Here is a 17666-nt window from a genome sequence, read left to right as displayed (position 1 = left end):
GTGGATCCCTATGTCCTTGCCGTTTCAGGAGCTTCAGCTCAACCTCTAGCTGAAAGATCGCTGCAGCTCTTGCTTAAAAACAGCCGTGACGTTCATTTGATTTTCAGCCACGGGGCTCTTCAGGTGTGGAAAGCCGAAAGAGGAATTGAAGTTCCAGTGGATCCTTCTGATCAGGAGAAATTCTGGCGCAATCATCTACAAGTAAAAAATGGCAATCTGACATGCCATCGCTGGAATGATCAATCTGCCTGCATCGCAAGCGGTAGTTTTCGCACCCGCGGGATGGCAATTGTGCCCTGCAGTATGGGCACAATTGGTCGAATCAATGCTGGTGTATCAATAGATCTAATCGAACGTTGTGCAGACGTCCACCTCAAAGAGGGGAGACCTCTGGTGATTGCGCCAAGGGACATGCCCTGGAGCCTTATCCACCTTCGCAACCTCACATCACTTGCAGAAGCAGGAGCCAAAATTGCGCCACCAATTCCTGCCTGGTACACAAAACCAAACACAATTGAAGAGATGGTTGATTTTCTTGTTGTGAGATTGTTCGACCTCTTTGATGAAAGGCTCGCCCCCATTAACCGCTGGAATGGTCCTTCACAATGACAAGACTGCAAAAGTACTTACTTTTGCCTTGCCTGAGTCCTCTGCTGGCTGTGGTTGTAGTTGCAGGTTTCAATCTCAACCAACCTGTCAACCTACGCATATTGAATTGGCGGTCTCCAACCTTGACACTAGGTGGGTGGATGGTCCTTGGCAGCAGCGCAGGGGCAATTTTCGCCCTAACCACAAGTCTCTCCTTACCACTAAGCAGAGACCCATTGCGTGATCATTTCCATCAAGGGGTAAGAGATGCTTCGCCCAATACCAGCACCACGTGGCAACGAAACTGGCAGTCAGCTAACGATGAACCATCCCAATCAAGAACAAAGCATGATGAGAACCCAGAACGGGATTTAAGAGATCCATCTCCCACGGTGGCTGTGCCATTCCGAGTCGTACGAAGATCATCAGTAAGGCGGCAAACACATGTTGGGAAATCGCCCCAGCGTCAACCTGTCGAGAGCAACGTTCCACATAGATATTCATCAACAGAAAATGATTCTTGGGGAGATTCACTCAGTGAGGACTGGTAAACCAATAGCGCGACGAACTCAACGGATCGTTGAGTTCGTCGCAAAGCTGTTTAAAGTTCATTCGTCTGTACTGATCCAGTGAACGACAACCCAGTAAATCCTAATGCTGACGCTCAAAAGCCAGCCGAACAAAGACCAACTCTAGAGAATCCAGTGAAAACCAACCCTACTGAAGATCAACAGGAGGGAGCAAAGCCCCAAACCGCCAAACCCCCAGCTTCAAAGGTAGAAGACAAGCCTTTTGAGACCTTTATTCGTGATGACTTTCTTCCAAATATAAAACAGGCACTTACTGAAAGAGGTATGCCACCCTCAACTCTTGAGCTGATTCAGGGAGATCGACCAGTTGTCGGTGATCCTTGCTGGATGGTCTGCGGTGAGATCCCCATCGGTCGTCGCTTTTGGCTTTGCTTTGCAAGTAATTCAATCGCTTCTAAAAAGACTATTTCTCTAGCTGAGACTGGAACCGAACCGAGTCTCTTAGAGCCATTCCTAATTGATGAAAAAAAGATGACATTGGTTTTATTGCGCTCACGTCTGCTGCAACGGCTCAATGGTCAGAAATGGTTGACTGCAAACTGAGCGACTTATTAGTTTCTTCAGGCTTGTTAACGTTTTTCGCCATTTCCAACGCCACTTGGTGGAGAACCAAATAAGCATTTTTTTTGCGGTTCGCCTGGATCGGCGCTGTCCATCTACATATCTACGCAAATTCTCTCCATAATCAACGCAAGCTGCAGGAGAAATGGTTGGTCTCGACCTACACCCCAGATCAAAGCCTGGTGCACAAGGCAGAAGCCTTTAATAGCCACTGGCAACCACAACTGGAATTTCTACTAGCGCGTGGTCGAACTGCCGGTGCTGATCTGGTGGAGGTCTACCTGGAGCAAATTGATCATCTCAGCGTCCTTGCTGAACAAGACACCATTACCAGTGTCAATCCATCCTTCGGTAGGGGGGCTGGAATCAGGGTGTTCCTGGGCAAACAAGATGGCTTTGTCAGTACCAATGATCTTTCAGATGCAGGCCTGAAACATGCATTAGATCAAGCTCTCAGCATGCTTGGGATTGAGGTTAATGAAGCTGTTCGCTCATCATTTGAGGGTCTGCCGAACCTTCGTGATTTCGCCATCGATAAGGCCCACTGGCTCAACCAATGCCCAGAGCTTTCTGAAGCAAGTGATCGCCTTCTAAATGGAACGCAATTGCTTGATCAGAACGGAACCCATCTGCAGGTGCGGCGAGGCAGTTATGCCCGTGACTGGCAGGAGGTTCTCGTGGCTGCAAGTGATGGCACCTTTGGACGGGACATCCGCTTGCATCAGTCCATTGGGCTTAATGTCCTTGCTACAGATGGCGAACACCGCTCAAGCATTGGTCGCCGTTATGGAACTTCGGGACGACCAGACGACCTTCGCAAGTGGGATGCCGAAACGAGTGCCAAGGAAGTTTGCGAAAGCGCAGGCACAATGCTTTATGCCGATTACGTGGACGCCGGACAAATGCCAGCAGTACTGGCCAACCGCTTTGGTGGTGTGATCTTTCACGAAGCATGTGGGCATCTTCTCGAAACCACTCAGATCGAACGCGGTACAACACCCTTCAGCGACAAGTTGAACCAATCGATCGCCCATGAAGCTGTAACGGCAATCGATGAGGGTATTACCGATGGGGCCTTCGGTTCACTGAGCATGGATGACGAAGGCATGGAAAGCCAGCGAACCGTGTTAATTAACAACGGTGTGCTTAAGCAATTCATCAGCGATAGAGCCGGTGAGCTCCGCACCGGTCACCAACGAACCGGCAGCGGCCGACGTCAAGCCCACACATTCGCTGCAGCTAGCCGCATGCGCAACACATATATCGCCGCTGGCCCGCACTCACCGGAACAACTCATCGCCTCGATCGATCGAGGGCTTTACTGCAAATCAATGGGTGGAGGCAGCGTTGGGCCAACCGGTCAATTTAATTTTGCCGTGGAAGAGGGCTATCTGATCGAGAAAGGCAAGCTCGGCAAACCTGTAAAAGGAGCCACTCTGATTGGCGAAGCAAAGGATGTGATGCCACGGATTTCTATGTGTGCCAATGACCTTGAGCTAGCCGCTGGTTTCTGCGGGTCAGTAAGCGGCAACATTTTTGTCACCGTTGGACAACCACATATCAAAGTCGATTCAATCACCGTGGGAGGCCGCTGATTATGTCTGAGATAAAAACAGCGAATGCTATCGAGCTCGATACTCATGCTCTACGAGACAAGCTCAGTCAACTTGCTAGCCGCGAGGGTATCCATCAATGGGATTTGGGAGCAGCCTGCAGCACAGATAGCTCTGTTCAAATCGATCGTGGCGAAGCCAAGCAGTTAAAAGGTGCGCAGCGCAGCTCAATCACAGTGCGTGTATGGAACAACAAAGGCCTTGTAGGCATAACAAGCACGTCAGATCTTTCAGAGAAAGGATTAGAAAAAGCACTTATTGGTGCTCATCAGGCAAGTGACTTTGGCAACGGAAATGACGTTCCTGCATTCTCAAAACTCGCCACATCTCCGTTACCAAAACTAGAGCGCCCCCTACTACCAGCACAGGGAATTCAACGAATGCTGGAGGTGCTTAAAGAGGCCGAAGCTGATCTTCTTAGTCGACATTCTGCTATACAGACCATTCCTTACAACGGTCTAGGGGAAGCAACCTACGAACGAGTTTATCTGAACAGCGATGGAGCGCTACGTCAAATGAAGCGTAGTCAAGCAAGCCTTTACCTTTTTGCCCGCGCAGAAGAAAGTGGACGTAAACCCCGCAGTGGTGGTGCAATTCGCCTTGCTTTAGGTAGTCAAGATCTTGATATTGATGGATGTATCGATGAAGCAGCAGAACGAACAATTAGCCATCTTGACTATCAGCCAATCGACACTGGATGTTATCTCGTCTGCTTCACACCAGAGGCTTTCCTGGACTTGATCGGTGCCTTCAGCAGCATGTTCAATGCCAGAGCAGTCCTCGATGGCGTCAGCCTCAGCCAGCGAGAAACACTCGGCAACAACATCGCCGTTCCATTCTTCTCCCTGCATGACAACGGATTACATCCAGCACATGTAGGGGCCTCTAGTTTCGATGGAGAAGGCACACCAACTCAAAAACTATGCTTAATCAACGGGGGAAGACTTGAGAATTTCCTGCACTCGGAAGCTACCGCAAGAGCATTCGGTGTACCCCCAACAGGCCATGCAGGACTAGGAGCAAAGGTATCAGTGGGACCAGATTGGTTTGAAGTGAACAACACTGAAGGTCAAAACAGCACAAATACTCATCTGCAGCAAAGCAAGTGCAAAGAAAAGTTCGTGTTAATTGAAGGTTTAAATGCCCTACATGCTGGCGTTAAAGCAAGTCAGGGTTCATTCTCTCTGCCATTTAATGGTTGGTTGGTAAACAAAGGGGAAAGAGTGTCGATCGAAGCAGCCACAGTTGCTGGGGACATCCGTTCGCTTCTGAATAACATTGTAAATATTGAAGCTGAACAGGTGATCACACCTGGAGGGGTATCTCCTTATGTGTGGATTGAAGGGTTGTCAATTACTGGTGAAGCATGAGGGTGCTGTTCTGGGGTACTCCCACCTATGCAGTGCCAACTCTGGATGCTCTAAATGATGCAGGCTATGAAGTTGTAGGTGTGGTGAGCCAGCCTGATCGTCGCCGTGGACGTGGCAATCAGCAAATTGCCTCGCCCGTAAAACAACGAGCACTGGAGCTGGGCATCCGTGTTTTCACCCCAGAACGGATTAGGAATGACATCGTCGTTCAAGCAGAATTAGCATCACTCAAGGCTGATATTTCAGTTGTAGTGGCATTTGGGCAGCTTCTACCTTCAGCAGTTCTCAAGCAACCACCTCTCGGTTGTTGGAATGGTCACGCTTCACTGTTGCCCCGCTGGCGTGGAGCAGGACCTATTCAATGGAGTTTGCTAAGTGGTGACAACGTCACAGGCGTTGGAATCATGGCAATGGAAGAGGGACTTGATACCGGTCCCGTTTTGGTCCAAGAGCGGGTTTCTATCGCCCTACTGGAAAATGCGACTGCACTGGCTAATCGTTTGAGTTCTATAACGGCAAAATTATTTTTAGAATCAATGCCAAGAATTGCAGCAGCAGGTCCCGGAGTCGAATCGGAACGTTGGAAACAATTAGAAGTGATCAAACAGGAGGAGATTGGGGCTAACCCGACATATGCCCAAATGCTCTCGAAAAAAGACTACATTCTGGACTGGAATCAATCCGCAATGGAACTGCATCGCAGGGTCATGGGCCTTTATCCAAATGCATTAAGCAGCTGGAATAACAAGAGGTTGAAAGTACAGGCAACTGAACCTCTTGAGGAAGGATTGAAATCCAAGCTTTCTGAAAAAGTAAGACCACTGCTCGGACGCTGGCAAGATGGCAAACATGCACCAGGAAAGATACTGTCATGCGAACCCAATCTGGGCCTAGTCGTAAGTACAAAAACCTGCCCTGTTCTGATTCAGCAGGCGCAATTGGAAGGCAAAAGCAAAGCCACAGGACAGGTATTGATACAACAATTGCAAGCGTCTGTCGGTGATTACATTGGGAAAGATGGCAACATCTAACCTAAGCGATCCAATATCCAGATGAGTCCGTTTAACGAGTTTCAACTAACATGCCGTTATTTAAAACAAAGACATGACTAATCCATATAGGAGAATGCTTAGAAGAGCAATGCAAAAAAGGCGAAAGGAATAGAGAAATCACAATCAGCGCAATAATGAGTTGGTGTGGTCAATAATGCCTAGAAAGGCTGGCAGTAGCCGTTGGTGATGCAGATCCAGGTAAAGTTGTGCCACACAGACCCAAGTCGTTGCATTGTGCAAGTTTCGGGTTGGCAAGGCGGTGAACCTCTAGGAAGTGCCTTAGGAGAGGGACCGACAGCTGAATCTGCAGAAGACCGAGCCTTGGGAAGGCTGATCCAACGACTAGCCAACAAGACAAGCCCTCTCAATGATAGTGATTTAGTTGAGACTCAAGAAGCTGAGTCAGATGCAAGCACTAATAAAAGATTAATAAGGGTGCCATTTAAAAAAGATGAGCAGATACGTCAACCAAATAATGCAGAACAAGTATCAGCATCAGAGCATCAAGTAGAGGCTCTGACAGATCCCGAAGACTGGAGTGATGAATTGGCAGCAATAGATAATGAGCTGCAAAGAATCGGATGGGATAGGGAACAAGAGATGCTTTACCTGCAGAAGTGTTTTGGTCACTCAAGTCGTCATCGCATCACTCGTTACAGTGATTTAACTTCCTTTCTTAATCAACTAAAAGAATTAAAGCCTGGCGAAGACCCTAATGAGGCTGGTAAACCATTACGGCGAACAGATCTTTTGAACCAATGTGATCAATTACTCGAGAAACTTAGATGGACTCCAGACCAAGGCAGGAGATACTTACAAGACCAACTAAAAGCAAGAAGTCGACAACAATTAAATGATCAACAATTGCTGAGTTTCAACATGTTGCTAGAAGCAGAGCTAATAACAAATAGTCAGTAATCAACATGTAAGTATTGCACGTTTGATTCGTATATGTTGATGGCTTTATAGAGAAAAGGCTTAAGGACAACGATCATTATGGCAGTCAAGTAAATCTATCGACTAACACCGAATAAAACATATAGAGGGGCATAAATATAGACTAAATAAGAATGACTCTGAATATCGTCTGGAACATATGCACAAACGATAAAAGCTTAAAAAATAAAATTCAAGAGGTGTCAATACTCTAGAGCAATATGAGCATTAAAGACAATGAGAATAAGGAGTTTAAATCAGGACTGTTTCCTATACAATGAGACTGCGTCAACAAAGAGAAGGATCTATCCTGCTACATCGGGAGGAATCAAATGCGCGGAATCGGGGCGCAAAGAATAGTATCTTGCACCATAATATCGACATAAGACTGTTAAGCTGAAAAAATCTACATTAGGCAGGTGTGATCAGTTGCAGCCTAATTGCAAGGACTACAGAAGAGTTAAACTGTTAATTGAGATCCAGCCAGAGAGATACTGGTAGTCTGTTCGTGATTGGTCAGCGTTGGTATATTTGATAAATTGTTAGCGTTAAATAGTTTTCATCCTGAATAATCAATTAGGTCGTCAAAGTACGAAGGTGCTGAAACCTGTACCTTCAAGGCAGGAATGAGTGAGCAGAAAGCAGTGAGCCAAGTGCCAGGAAGGTCCTGCCAGGGGTTTGAAACCTAGGAGCCACCCGTATGATCGCCTGCAGGGCAGTAGGTTATGGGTCTTAATGTCGCAGCCAGGAGGCTAATGAGCAGCTCAACAGTATATCAATATTATTACGCCATAACTGCAGAATTTACAAACCAGATGCCCGCACGATAAAATCGAATTAATAAAAAAAGACCAAGTTGACAGTTGAGTCTCCAACCGAGAAAGCCATACGTCCTTCAGTAGGCCTGCTGGGTTGGTATTCCGTCTGTGCTAGTAAGTTATTAAAAGAAAATGAATTATATCATCTGTCCATGTTTAATGAACCATTAGTGATATACAGAGACAAGAATAACAAGCCTAGATGCATCAAAGATTTTTGCCCTCATCGAGCAGCATCATTTCGAGGTGGAGAAAATATAAATGGCGAAATCATTTGTCCATATCATGGGGCACGTTACAACACTGAATGTGACAGTAATGGATCACACAAGATAACTTGTAGCCATATTGTCGACTCCGATTACAGTAATTTCGCCAAACATGTTCATCTACGTCAATATCCCTGTATTGAAAAAGGTGACTATATTTATATTTACTATACAGGCCATGCAAAAGCTAGTCCCCATGATTTTGACATTAAAACTCCTCTAGAAGCAAGCTTCCCAGAGACATATGGATTTCAATTAGGTGATTCTGCTTTTGAAGAGGTTTTTATTGATTTTAAGTGTGATTGGTCTCGGATTATAGAAAATCATCTAGACATATTGCATATTTTCTGGATGCATGGCAATACCTTGCCCGGCAATGATGTTAATCGTAAAACAATTCAAAGCTTTAATCAAACGATTAGCAAAGATCATAAGCATTTAAGAAGTGTCTACAACGAGAAAGGAAACAATAAGGATGAATTTATTTCTCAGATATTTATCCCTCCTGGCAGGGTGATTATCTTCAAGGGTGCAACTGATAAAGCAAGATATGTACAGGTTTTAGATCATATCCCCTTGGCAAATAATAGGGCTCGTATTATTGTTCGTCATTATAGAAAGTTCATCACGAATCAGCTTCTATGCAAAATACTACTTTTCAAGCAACGTCAGCAAAAAGTTTTTTATACCATTTTCTCTGAGGATTATCTTGTCTTACAAACTCAAACATTTAATGAACAGATGGGATACATGAATCAAGAGCAAAATAAACTTTTAGCAGAAGATAAAATGATTAAGCTGTTTTGGGATTGGCATCAGAACGCACTTGAGAAAGAAAGCCCTTGGGACTTACACCCTACGACGGCACATACAAATACCATTCATCAAGATATGTTGATGGTATACCCTCCCGCAAACCCTAAATTTGCTCATGATATTCAAAGGACAATCCATCGTAAAGTTGCTATTCGGCTATTCTCTATAATTCTGATCATACTAGCATTCATCTTTGCGCCAGACTTATTTCAACAAATCCACCCTAGCAATGCCTCAATACCGATTATTGAGAGTCAAGAATAAATGACGCTACTATTTTCCAGATTTAGATTTTCTATTTGATGAATTATTGCCCAGCAATAATTCATGCCTAATATGTAGACAAAGAACTTATCCTAAACATCGCAAGCTATATTTATCACGTGTCAATTTTGCTTACTATTTAGCTCCCATGCCTCTCAGCTCATTAGTTCGTCAGCTTCAGAACTCCACTCTCACTGGTGAGTTAGTGGATAGAAGTAATCGAAAGGACCGCTTGCTGATGCGTGGGGCCGGGCGTGTTGGCCGTGCATTAATTGCAAGTGCAATAGCTCGTCAGCAGAGCTGTCCATTGGTTGTGATTGTACCGACACTAGAAGAGGCGAATCGCTGGTCTTCGCTTCTTGCAATGATGGGTTGGTCGCATAACCACCTCTACCCAACAAGTGAAGGATCACCCTATGAGCCATTTGACCCCACAACAGAAATCGTCTGGGGGCAATTGCAGGTTCTAAGTGAACTACTTGGAGAATCAACGAAAAGGTGGGATCGAGCCATTGTGGCCACAGAAAGAGCTTTGCAGCCACATCTACCTCCTGTTGAAGCACTCGCATCACAGTGTGAAACACTCAATCGTGGACAGCATATTGATCTTGAAGCCTTAGCGAATACTCTCACTAAGCTTGGATATGAAAGAGTTACAGCTGTTGATCAGGAAGCTACCTGGAGTCGTCGTGGTGACATCGTTGACATATTTCCAGTTAGCAGTGAATTACCAGTTCGCCTGGAGTTATTCGGGGATGAACTTGACAAGTTAAGAGAATTCGACCCAGTCAGCCAACGTTCCCTGGATGAAGTTAATGAACTTTGTCTAACACCTTCAGGGTTTAGTCCATTAATTGCTAACCAACTACGACAGTCCATGCCCGATGGATTTGACCGTCTCGTTAATGAAGAAACGTTAGATCAACTATTAGAAGGTTGTACGCCTGATGGGATAAGAAGATTAATGGGAATTGCATGGAACAAACCTGCCTCGCTAATTGACTACATTCCTGCCAACTCCTTTATCGCAATAGATGAGAAGCGTCATGGCTCTGCACATGGAAAGCTATGGCTTCAACATGCAGAAGAACATCACATTGATGTCGGGCAATCAATGGGCTTGTCCATTGAAGAACAAAAAAAATATTGGCCTCCTTTGCTTCATCGCAGCATCGAAGAAAGCTATGCAAACACAGATAGCTTTGCTGGTATTGATCTTGCCGAACTCCATGAAGATGATGGTTATACAAATAGTTTTGATCTTGCTAGTCGCCCAATTCCGGCCAACCCAAACCAATTCGGACGGTTAGGAGAGCAAATCAAAAATTATCAAAAAGAACATCACCCCGTTTGGCTTTTATCAGCGCAACCAAGCCGTGCTGTGGCTCTTCTTGAGGAACATGACTGCATCACACGCTTCGTCCCAAACGCTAAAGATCACCCAGCGATTGAACGTTTGCTCGAGCAAAACACCCCCGTGGCATTAAAGACAAGCGGTTCTGTGGATTTAGAGGGGCTGATATTGCCAGCCTGGCGTGTTGTTTTGATGACTGACCGTGAATTTTTCGGTCAAAAAAACCTTGAATCAAGCGGCTATGTTCGTCGTCGTCGACGGGCCGCGAGTCGCACGGTTGACCCCAATAAAATGTGCTCAGGGGACTTCGTCGTACATCGCAATCACGGCATCGGTCGTTTTTTGAAATTAGAAAAATTAGCCATCAGTGGAGAGGTCCGTGACTATTTGGTTATCCAGTATTTGGATGGAACACTCAGCGTGGCCGCCGATCAGCTCGGCAGCCTTGGTCGGTATCGATCAACAAGTGAATCGCCACCAAAACTTAATCGTATGGGAGGAACAGCGTGGCAAAAAATTAAAGAGCGAACCCGAAAGTTGGTTCGCAAAGTGGCGATGGATCTCGTCAAGCTCTATGCAGAGCGACTTCAAGCCCCTGGATATGCCTTCCCGCCAGATGGACCATGGCAGATTGAACTAGAAGAATCATTTCCCTATGAACCAACACCTGATCAAGTCAAGGCAGTAGTTGATGTAAAACGCGATATGGAAGCAGCACAACCTATGGATCGGCTTGTGTGCGGTGATGTTGGTTTCGGAAAAACGGAAGTAGCAATACGAGCCATCTTCAAAGCAATCACATCTGGACGCCAGATTGCCATGCTTGCCCCCACAACAGTGCTAGCCCAACAACACTGGAGAACACTTTCGGACCGCTTCGCTCCCTACCCAATCAAGGTCGCTTTACTGAACCGATTCAGAACAAGCTCAGAACGAAAATCAATACTTAATGGCCTAAAAGAAGGGACAATCGATGCAGTTGTCGGTACCCACCAGCTACTCAGTAAAAACACAACATTCCAAAAACTAGGGTTGTTGGTTGTTGATGAGGAACAGCGTTTTGGAGTCAATCAAAAGGAAAAGATCAAAGTGCTTCGTAAGGATGTCGACGTTTTGACCCTTTCAGCCACACCAATTCCGCGGACGTTATACATGAGCCTTTCAGGGGTAAGGGAAATGAGTCTGATCACAACCCCTCCGCCATTGCGCCGTCCTATCAAAACCCACCTAGCCGCTTTTGATGAAGAAGCAGTTCGTAGTTCTATCCGCCAGGAGCTTGATCGAGGCGGACAGGTGTTCTATGTCGTTCCACGCGTTGAGGGTATTGAAGATGTAGCTAGTCAACTTCAACAGATGCTGCCCGATTTGAAGTTGTTGGTAGCCCATGGTCAGATGGCAGAAGGCGAACTTGAGAGCTCGATGGTCGCCTTTAATGCAGGGGAAGCCGACTTAATGCTATGCACAACGATCGTTGAAAGTGGTCTCGATATCCCACGTGTGAACACTATTCTCATTGAGGATGCTCATAAATTTGGACTAGCACAGCTCTACCAACTACGCGGACGTGTCGGTAGAAGTGGTGTTCAGGCTCATGCATGGTTGTTTTATCCGGGTGACGCATCACTCAGTGATGCCGCAAGACAACGCCTAAGAGCAATCCAAGAATTTGCACAGCTAGGAAGTGGCTATCAACTGGCGATGCGAGACATGGAAATCCGTGGTGTTGGCAACCTTCTCGGGGTTGAACAAAGCGGACAAATGGAAACCATTGGTTTCGATCTATACATGGAAATGTTGCAGGAATCGCTTGCTGAAATCCAAGGACAGGGCATTCCATCTGTAGATGACACTCAAGTCGACCTACCGGTAACAGCATTCGTACCAGCGGAATGGATTGTTGATGGTGACGAAAAGATCGCTGCTTACCGAGCTGCCGCAAATTGTACTTCTCATGAATCATTGATTGAGTTGGCAGCTAGCTGGACAGACCGCTACGGAGCCATTCCTGGCCCTGTGCAATCACTTCTTCAACTCATGGAGCTCAAACTCTTAGCTCGTCGCTGCGGGATCTCGAGAATTAAGCCAGAAAAGCCAAATATTGCTATGGAAACGCCTATGGAGGAGCCCGCCTTCCGGCTACTTAGGCAAGGATTACCTCAACACCTACACGGTCGACTGATTTACCAGACTGGAAGTGGAAATAAAGCCAAGGTGCTGGCACGAGGTCTAAGCGTCTTGCCTATGGAAAAACAACTTGAACAACTGATGGAGTGGTTGCGTCTCATGGCTACTCAGATTCCTTGCGAGGATGGATTAACTGCAATTCAGCAAAAGCAGCAAGCCGCAGAGCGAGACGAGGCTGTCCTTACCCCCTAGGCCCTTCTCGCGCAACTATATTAAGAAGTCTTTACAAAAGCGCAATTCTTCGTTACATTTGCAGAAATAGCAAAAAAGGCTTTGGGGGAATTCACTGAGATAGGTAGCAATCAGGGAATCATGGGTTTAATGAGCGGGGTGTTCAGTCTCGCAGCCATGGCTATTTTTGCTTTTCTTCAAAGCGATGCCGAAAACGATGACGACGATTCGAATTCAGGCGGAGATGGTGGCTTAATGCAACCTGTTACTTAAGGATTAAACAGGAAGTCATTTTTATGCGCTCTGCGCATCCAGAAAAATCATAAATCAATCATCATTTAATCCAAGATCTAACTGCTTAGACATTATAGAGATGAAGGAATGGCGTATGGAAGATTGACTCCTACAGGGTTATATAATTGCCCATCAAGTGCTTTTTCAAGGACTTTAATTAGTGTTGTTTCGGCCACCTTATATTGACTATCCTTCCCAGACCCAAGATCCTCAAGCTTAAGATTTTTGATTTCTTTTTCCGACATCACGGCCTTAACATCTGGCTTGATGCCATTTTTATGAATGTCTGTTCCGCTTGGGGTGAGATACTTAGCAATCGTGACAGTAAGACCAGAGCCATCAGAAAGACCTCGAACAGATTGAACCAAGCCCTTGCCAAAGGTCTTCCGTCCTACAAGTACACCACGATGGTTGTCCTGTAGTGCTCCTGAGAGGATCTCACTTGCGCTAGCTGAGCCTTCATTTACCAAAACAACAACAGGTCGTTTGGTTAAGGCACTACCATTCGCTCGGCGTACATCTTGAATGCCATCACGAGTTTTTGTTCGAACAATTGTGCCTTCATCAAGCCATTGGCGTGCGATATCAACACTAGCCTCAAGCAAACCTCCAGGATTACTACGCAAGTCGAGTACATAGCCTTGAGCGCCCTCATTTTCTAAATCCTTGATTGCACTACGCATACCCTTAGCTGCATGGGCATTAAACTGTTTCAGGCGTATATAACCAATCTTTGTACCATCAACTGTCGTATTTAACTGTTGATCAATTGCCTGTATCTCAATCCGTGCACGTATTAACGGGACCTGGATAACTTCACCCTTGCGACGCAACCCAAGGGTGACCTCACTACCTTCTTTACCACGAATCAACTTAACAGCATCCGCAGTAGACATACCCTTAGTGGATTGTCCATTAATGAAAACGATCACATCCTTAGGTTGGACACCAGCCTTAGACGCAGGAGTTCCTTCGATTGGTGAGACCACGACCAATTCTTTTGTATCCTTGTCTAGAGAAAGCTGGATGCCAACACCTGTTAATTCTCCTGAGGTGTCGATCTGCATTTCCTTAAATTCCTTTGGATCTAAGAATCGTGTATATGGATCATCCAAGCTGGCCAACATGCCACGGATCGCTTCATAAGATTCTGAAGTGGCTGAATAGTTCTTTGCTAATAAGTCCTTGCGTAGTACCTTCCAGGCTTCAGGGTTATATTTACCTGTGGAATCAAGATAGTCACGATATACAATCTGCCAGACCTGATCAATCACCTCTTTGGGGCTATCGCTAATAGCTGAAGAAGAACTGCTTGGCAGACCCAAACTTGGAGAGGCAAGTGCAATTGCGGTAGCGGCTCCTCCCGCGCCCAGAAGGATCAGCCATGAACTGCGCTGGCGGCCTATTGAGCGAAGACTTCTGGAGATAGGCATGGCGTCCAAATTGGACTGATTGCACACAATAACGACTTCATGGCGAATCCACCCATCGACCGTCGTCCTTGATCAACTGGATCAACGCATCTACCCCCTCAGACTCAGAAACCTTGCGAATCTCATCTCTGCCACGGTAGAGAGATATCACACCTGGGCCTTTACCAACATAACCATAGTCAGCATCTGCCATCTCACCTGGGCCATTCACAATGCAACCCATCACCGCAATATCCAAACCAACGAGATGGGAGGTGGCATCTCGTACTTTCTTAACCACCTCTTCAAGGTTGAACAACGTTCGGCCGCAACTTGGGCAGCTGATGTACTCGACCATCGTCTTGCGCAGCCCAATGGATTGAAGAATCGAGTAACAGACAGGAATTTCTTTCTCAGGCGCCTCAGTCAAAGACACTCGGATGGTATCGCCTAGGCCTTCTGCTAAAAGCGTTGCGATGCCAGCGGTACTTTTAATCCGTCCGTAATCCCCATCACCAGCCTCGGTTACGCCCAAATGAAGGGGATAATTGAAACCCTCTTGATCCATGGTGTCAGCCATCAATCGATAAGCCGCCAACATCACAGGCGCTCTAGAGGCCTTCATCGAAATAACGATGTTATGAAAATCGAGCGCATCGCAAATACGCACGAATTCCATTGCTGACTCAACCATCCCAAGAGGTGTATCTCCATAAGCAAAGAGCATTCGTTCAGCAAGCGAACCATGATTCACGCCAATACGAAGGGCTTTATCTTCCTGCTTGAGAAGGGTGACAAGGGGTTCAAAATTCTCGGCAATGCGTTCTCTAATAGAAGTAATCTCTTCGCTGCTGAACTCGGTTCGATTTGGATCAGCTTTATCAAACACAAAGAGACCTGGATTGATCCTCACTTTGTCGACGTGATGTGCCACCTCAAGGGCAATTTTCATGCCGTTGTGATGAACGTCAGCCACTAGTGGTACTGGCTGATAAGTCTCCTTAAGGCGTTTGCAAATCTCTCCGACAGCCTTGGCATGCCCGAGAGATGGAACGGTTAGACGAACAATTTCACATCCAGCTTCATGCAAGCGACGAATGCCTGCTGTTGAACCCTCCACGTCAAGGGTGTCTTCGTTGATCATTGACTGCACCCTGACAGGATGATCACTACCAATCAAGACACCTCCTACGTTGACAGTGCGGGTTACACGTCTGTGGATCTGGGTGTCGTATCTCCTGGATGTGCTGAATTGAGACTCGGCCATGGTTGCGGTCATGGCAGACGGCGCCTAGATGAATCCAACATTGGCACAACAGCGCATCTATCGACTTGTTTGAGCCTGTGGCGAACCTCGTTCAGATCGCTTCTGGTCAGCGCGATAGGGGCACCATCTGCTGGAGATGGGTTGCGCAGAAGGTAGGCAGGATGCAAAAGCGGCATCAGTAAACGACCATGCCAGTGCTGCCATTGTCCGCGAAGTTTAGTAATTCCTCCCTTGATGCCAAGGATGGCTTCGACTGCTGTCGACCCAGCAAGAGCAATCACATAGGGATCAACCAACTCAATCTGTTGTTGCAACCAGGGACGGCAAGAAGCAATCTCCACAAGTGTCGGTCGCCGATTCTTAGGGGGCCGGCATTTCACAACATTGCAGATGTAGGCGTCAACATCAGGGTCAAGGCCAACACTCTCCATCAAACGATCCATCAGTTTTCCAGAACGTCCTACGAAGGGTTTTCCTAACTCATCCTCTCGAGCGCCAGGAGCTTCTCCGATCATCATCAAACAGGCCTGTGGATTTCCACGACTCACAACGACTTGGGGCTTGGTAAAAGGCAAGTCACAGGATCCACAGCCATTAGCGGCGTCCATATGATCCCCATACAAAGGTGTAAACCTTGACAAGTTTTATTTTAAATAATTGCGAACAACGCAAACGACTCTTTCATGAAAAGTAGAGCCTTGCGTTGATGAGATCTAAGCGGATTCAGACGTTAAAAGCGGCGAAGAGTCGCCAAAAACTAGCTCTTGGCAAGATCGAATGACCTTCAAAGGACAGTGGGGTTACAACCCAGGCAAGACATGACCTTTAAAAAGCGTATTTAAAGAAGTTGGTTGTCACTGTCAGAGCATCAGGCAAGATGTAATCCTTACGGGCATCCCGCAATGGGATGCGGCACCAATGCCACGCCCGCCCCAACTTTCCGACCGAGTCGTTGCCCTTCAGCCCTCACTCACACTGGCAATCAGCGCTCGAGCAAAGGCCCTTCAGCAAAAAGGCCGGGACATCTGCAGCATGAGTGCTGGCGAGCCGGATTTCAATACTCCTGAATTCATCATTGATGCCACGGTGAAGGCACTTCGTGATGGCATCACCCGTTATGGCCCTGCCGCTGGAGATCCTGAACTCCGTGAGGCGATAGCCATCAAGCTGAGCAAAGAAAACACTGTGCCTACCAATGCAGAGCAAGTGTTGGTCACCAATGGAGGCAAGCAAGCAATCTTTAACTTGTTTCAGGTGATCCTCAATCCAGGCGATGAGGTTTTAATCCCTTCTCCTTATTGGCTGAGTTATCCAGCAATGGCCCGCTTGGCCGGCGCAAAGGTGACAACACTTCCCACGACAGCAGAAAACGGTTTCTGTCTAGATCTCAACAACCTAGAAGCCTCCATCGGCTCAAAAACCCGTCTCTTAATACTTAATTCCCCGGGCAACCCAACCGGTCGTGTGATGGCACGTGAGGAGCTGGAAGCTTTGGCTGATCTGCTCAGAGATCATCCCCAGATCCTGGTAATGAGTGATGAGATCTACGAGTTCATTCTTGAAGACGGGCAAAAGCATCACAGCTTCTCGGCCATAGCACCGGATCTTTCAAGCAGAACCTTCATCGTTAATGGCTTTGCCAAGGGCTGGGCAATGACCGGTTGGCGGTTGGGTTATCTAGCCGGCCCCGCTGATGCTGTGAAAGCGGCAACTGCCCTCCAAAGCCAGAGCACCAGCAATGTCTGCAGTTTCGCTCAGCGTGGAGCCTTGGCCGCGCTGCAAGGGTCACGGGAGTGTGTGAACACGATGGTTAATAGCTACAACACCCGACGCGAACTCCTCACCTCTGGCTTGCTTGGTCTTGAAGGAATCAGTCTTGTCCCTCCAAAAGGTGCGTTTTACGCCTTCCCAAAACTACCTACGGGCAGCCTCGACTCAGTAAGTTTCTGTCAGCAGGCTCTTGAAAACTATGGGCTTGCCATGGTTCCAGGTGCCGCATTCGGTGACGACAGCTGTATACGCCTCACCTGTGCAGTATCACCAGAGACGATTTGCGATGGACTAGAACGTCTCCGCAGCGCTCTCAAATAGAGCGAAACACACGCCA

At 46.9% G+C, this 17666-nt stretch carries 15 protein-coding genes; 11 read left to right on the top strand and 4 right to left on the bottom strand.

From position 1 onward, the window contains the following. The 6 genes from EV12_RS10470 (at position 1) to fmt (ending at position 5753) form a co-directional block, all read left to right on the top strand. Entirely contained in the window at positions 1-609 is a 609-nt protein-coding gene (locus EV12_RS10470) for a flavin prenyltransferase UbiX (protein ID WP_036915102.1), read from the top strand. Continuing rightward, the gene (locus tag EV12_RS10465) at positions 606-1139 is read left to right on the top strand and encodes a hypothetical protein (protein WP_036915101.1); all 534 of its coding nucleotides are present in this window, start codon (positions 606-608) and stop codon (positions 1137-1139) included. The genes EV12_RS10470 and EV12_RS10465 overlap by 4 nt, the downstream gene beginning before the upstream one ends. Positions 1140-1217: 78 nt before the next feature. Then, positions 1218-1721, top strand: coding sequence for a DUF2996 domain-containing protein (locus tag EV12_RS10460; RefSeq protein ID WP_036915096.1), 504 nt, complete (start codon positions 1218-1220; stop codon positions 1719-1721). Positions 1722-1888: 167 nt separating this feature from the next. After that, entirely contained in the window at positions 1889-3334 is a 1446-nt protein-coding gene (locus EV12_RS10455) for a TldD/PmbA family protein (RefSeq protein WP_052039604.1), read from the top strand. A gap of 2 nt (positions 3335-3336) precedes the next feature. Then, complete coding sequence (locus tag EV12_RS10450) at positions 3337-4722, top strand: TldD/PmbA family protein (protein ID WP_036915095.1); 1386 nt, start codon at positions 3337-3339, stop codon at positions 4720-4722. Next, complete coding sequence (gene fmt / locus EV12_RS10445; RefSeq protein ID WP_036915094.1) at positions 4719-5753, top strand: methionyl-tRNA formyltransferase; 1035 nt, start codon at positions 4719-4721, stop codon at positions 5751-5753. Before EV12_RS10450 ends, fmt begins: the two co-directional genes overlap by 4 nt. A gap of 144 nt (positions 5754-5897) precedes the next feature. Here the strand turns inward: fmt and EV12_RS14855 are convergent, their stop codons facing one another. Continuing rightward, positions 5898-6029, bottom strand: coding sequence for a hypothetical protein (locus EV12_RS14855; RefSeq protein WP_255327656.1), 132 nt, complete (start codon positions 6027-6029; stop codon positions 5898-5900). A gap of 66 nt (positions 6030-6095) precedes the next feature. Between EV12_RS14855 and EV12_RS10440 the strand changes: the two genes are divergently transcribed. The 4 genes from EV12_RS10440 (at position 6096) to EV12_RS14850 (ending at position 12859) form a co-directional block, all read left to right on the top strand. Then, complete coding sequence (locus EV12_RS10440; protein ID WP_241466612.1) at positions 6096-6692, top strand: hypothetical protein; 597 nt, start codon at positions 6096-6098, stop codon at positions 6690-6692. Positions 6693-7566: 874 nt separating this feature from the next. Continuing rightward, a complete protein-coding gene (locus EV12_RS10435; RefSeq protein ID WP_036915089.1) occupies positions 7567-8877 on the top strand; it encodes a Rieske (2Fe-2S) protein in 1311 nt (436 codons plus the stop codon). Positions 8878-9025: 148 nt separating this feature from the next. After that, positions 9026-12607 carry a transcription-repair coupling factor gene (mfd, locus tag EV12_RS10430; RefSeq protein ID WP_036915087.1) on the top strand — a complete coding sequence of 1194 codons (3582 nt, stop codon included), beginning with the start codon at positions 9026-9028 and terminating at the stop codon, positions 12605-12607. A 129-nt stretch (positions 12608-12736) separates the two neighbouring features. Then, complete coding sequence (locus EV12_RS14850) at positions 12737-12859, top strand: hypothetical protein (protein WP_255327658.1); 123 nt, start codon at positions 12737-12739, stop codon at positions 12857-12859. 92 nt (positions 12860-12951) lie between these two features. On the opposite strand, the gene EV12_RS10425 is transcribed toward EV12_RS14850, so the two are convergent. From EV12_RS10425 to EV12_RS10415, 3 genes are read right to left on the bottom strand one after another with little or no spacing between them, the layout of a single operon-like run. Continuing rightward, positions 12952-14313: a S41 family peptidase gene (locus EV12_RS10425; protein ID WP_036915712.1), complete on the bottom strand. Its 1362-nt coding sequence runs from the start codon at positions 14311-14313 to the stop codon at positions 12952-12954. A 37-nt stretch (positions 14314-14350) separates the two neighbouring features. Then, positions 14351-15571, bottom strand: a complete 1221-nt coding sequence (gene ispG, locus EV12_RS10420) for a (E)-4-hydroxy-3-methylbut-2-enyl-diphosphate synthase (RefSeq protein ID WP_052039594.1) — start codon at positions 15569-15571, stop codon at positions 14351-14353. Next, the gene (locus EV12_RS10415) at positions 15568-16167 is read right to left on the bottom strand and encodes a uracil-DNA glycosylase (RefSeq protein WP_036915085.1); all 600 of its coding nucleotides are present in this window, start codon (positions 16165-16167) and stop codon (positions 15568-15570) included. Before EV12_RS10415 ends, ispG begins: the two co-directional genes overlap by 4 nt. 310 nt (positions 16168-16477) lie before the next feature. On the opposite strand from EV12_RS10415, the gene EV12_RS10410 reads away from it, so the two are divergent. Further along, positions 16478-17650: a pyridoxal phosphate-dependent aminotransferase gene (locus EV12_RS10410; RefSeq protein WP_036915083.1), complete on the top strand. Its 1173-nt coding sequence runs from the start codon at positions 16478-16480 to the stop codon at positions 17648-17650. Positions 17651-17666: the final 16 nt, after the last annotated feature.

This window comes from Prochlorococcus sp. MIT 0701 (assembly GCF_000760295.1).
Taxonomy (GTDB): Bacteria; Cyanobacteriota; Cyanobacteriia; order PCC-6307; family Cyanobiaceae; genus Prochlorococcus.
Note: the sequence above shows the minus strand (reverse complement) of the source record. Positions and strands in the feature narration are given on the sequence as shown.

What these genes read in the sequence shown, in the direction of transcription:
- EV12_RS10465 (WP_036915101.1), top strand. Translation starts at nt 606, where the DNA reads ATGACAAGACTGCAAAAGTACTTACTTTTGCCTTGCCTGAGTCCTCTG.
- EV12_RS10450 (WP_036915095.1), top strand. Translation starts at nt 3,337, where the DNA reads ATGTCTGAGATAAAAACAGCGAATGCTATCGAGCTCGATACTCATGCT.
- fmt (WP_036915094.1), top strand. Translation starts at nt 4,719, where the DNA reads ATGAGGGTGCTGTTCTGGGGTACTCCCACCTATGCAGTGCCAACTCTG.
- mfd (WP_036915087.1), top strand. Translation starts at nt 9,026, where the DNA reads ATGCCTCTCAGCTCATTAGTTCGTCAGCTTCAGAACTCCACTCTCACT.
- EV12_RS14850 (WP_255327658.1), top strand. Translation starts at nt 12,737, where the DNA reads ATGAGCGGGGTGTTCAGTCTCGCAGCCATGGCTATTTTTGCTTTTCTT.
- EV12_RS10425 (WP_036915712.1), bottom strand. Translation starts at nt 14,313, where the DNA reads ATGCCTATCTCCAGAAGTCTTCGCTCAATAGGCCGCCAGCGCAGTTCA.
- ispG (WP_052039594.1), bottom strand. Translation starts at nt 15,571, where the DNA reads ATGACCGCAACCATGGCCGAGTCTCAATTCAGCACATCCAGGAGATAC.
- EV12_RS10415 (WP_036915085.1), bottom strand. Translation starts at nt 16,167, where the DNA reads ATGGACGCCGCTAATGGCTGTGGATCCTGTGACTTGCCTTTTACCAAG.
- EV12_RS10410 (WP_036915083.1), top strand. Translation starts at nt 16,478, where the DNA reads ATGCCACGCCCGCCCCAACTTTCCGACCGAGTCGTTGCCCTTCAGCCC.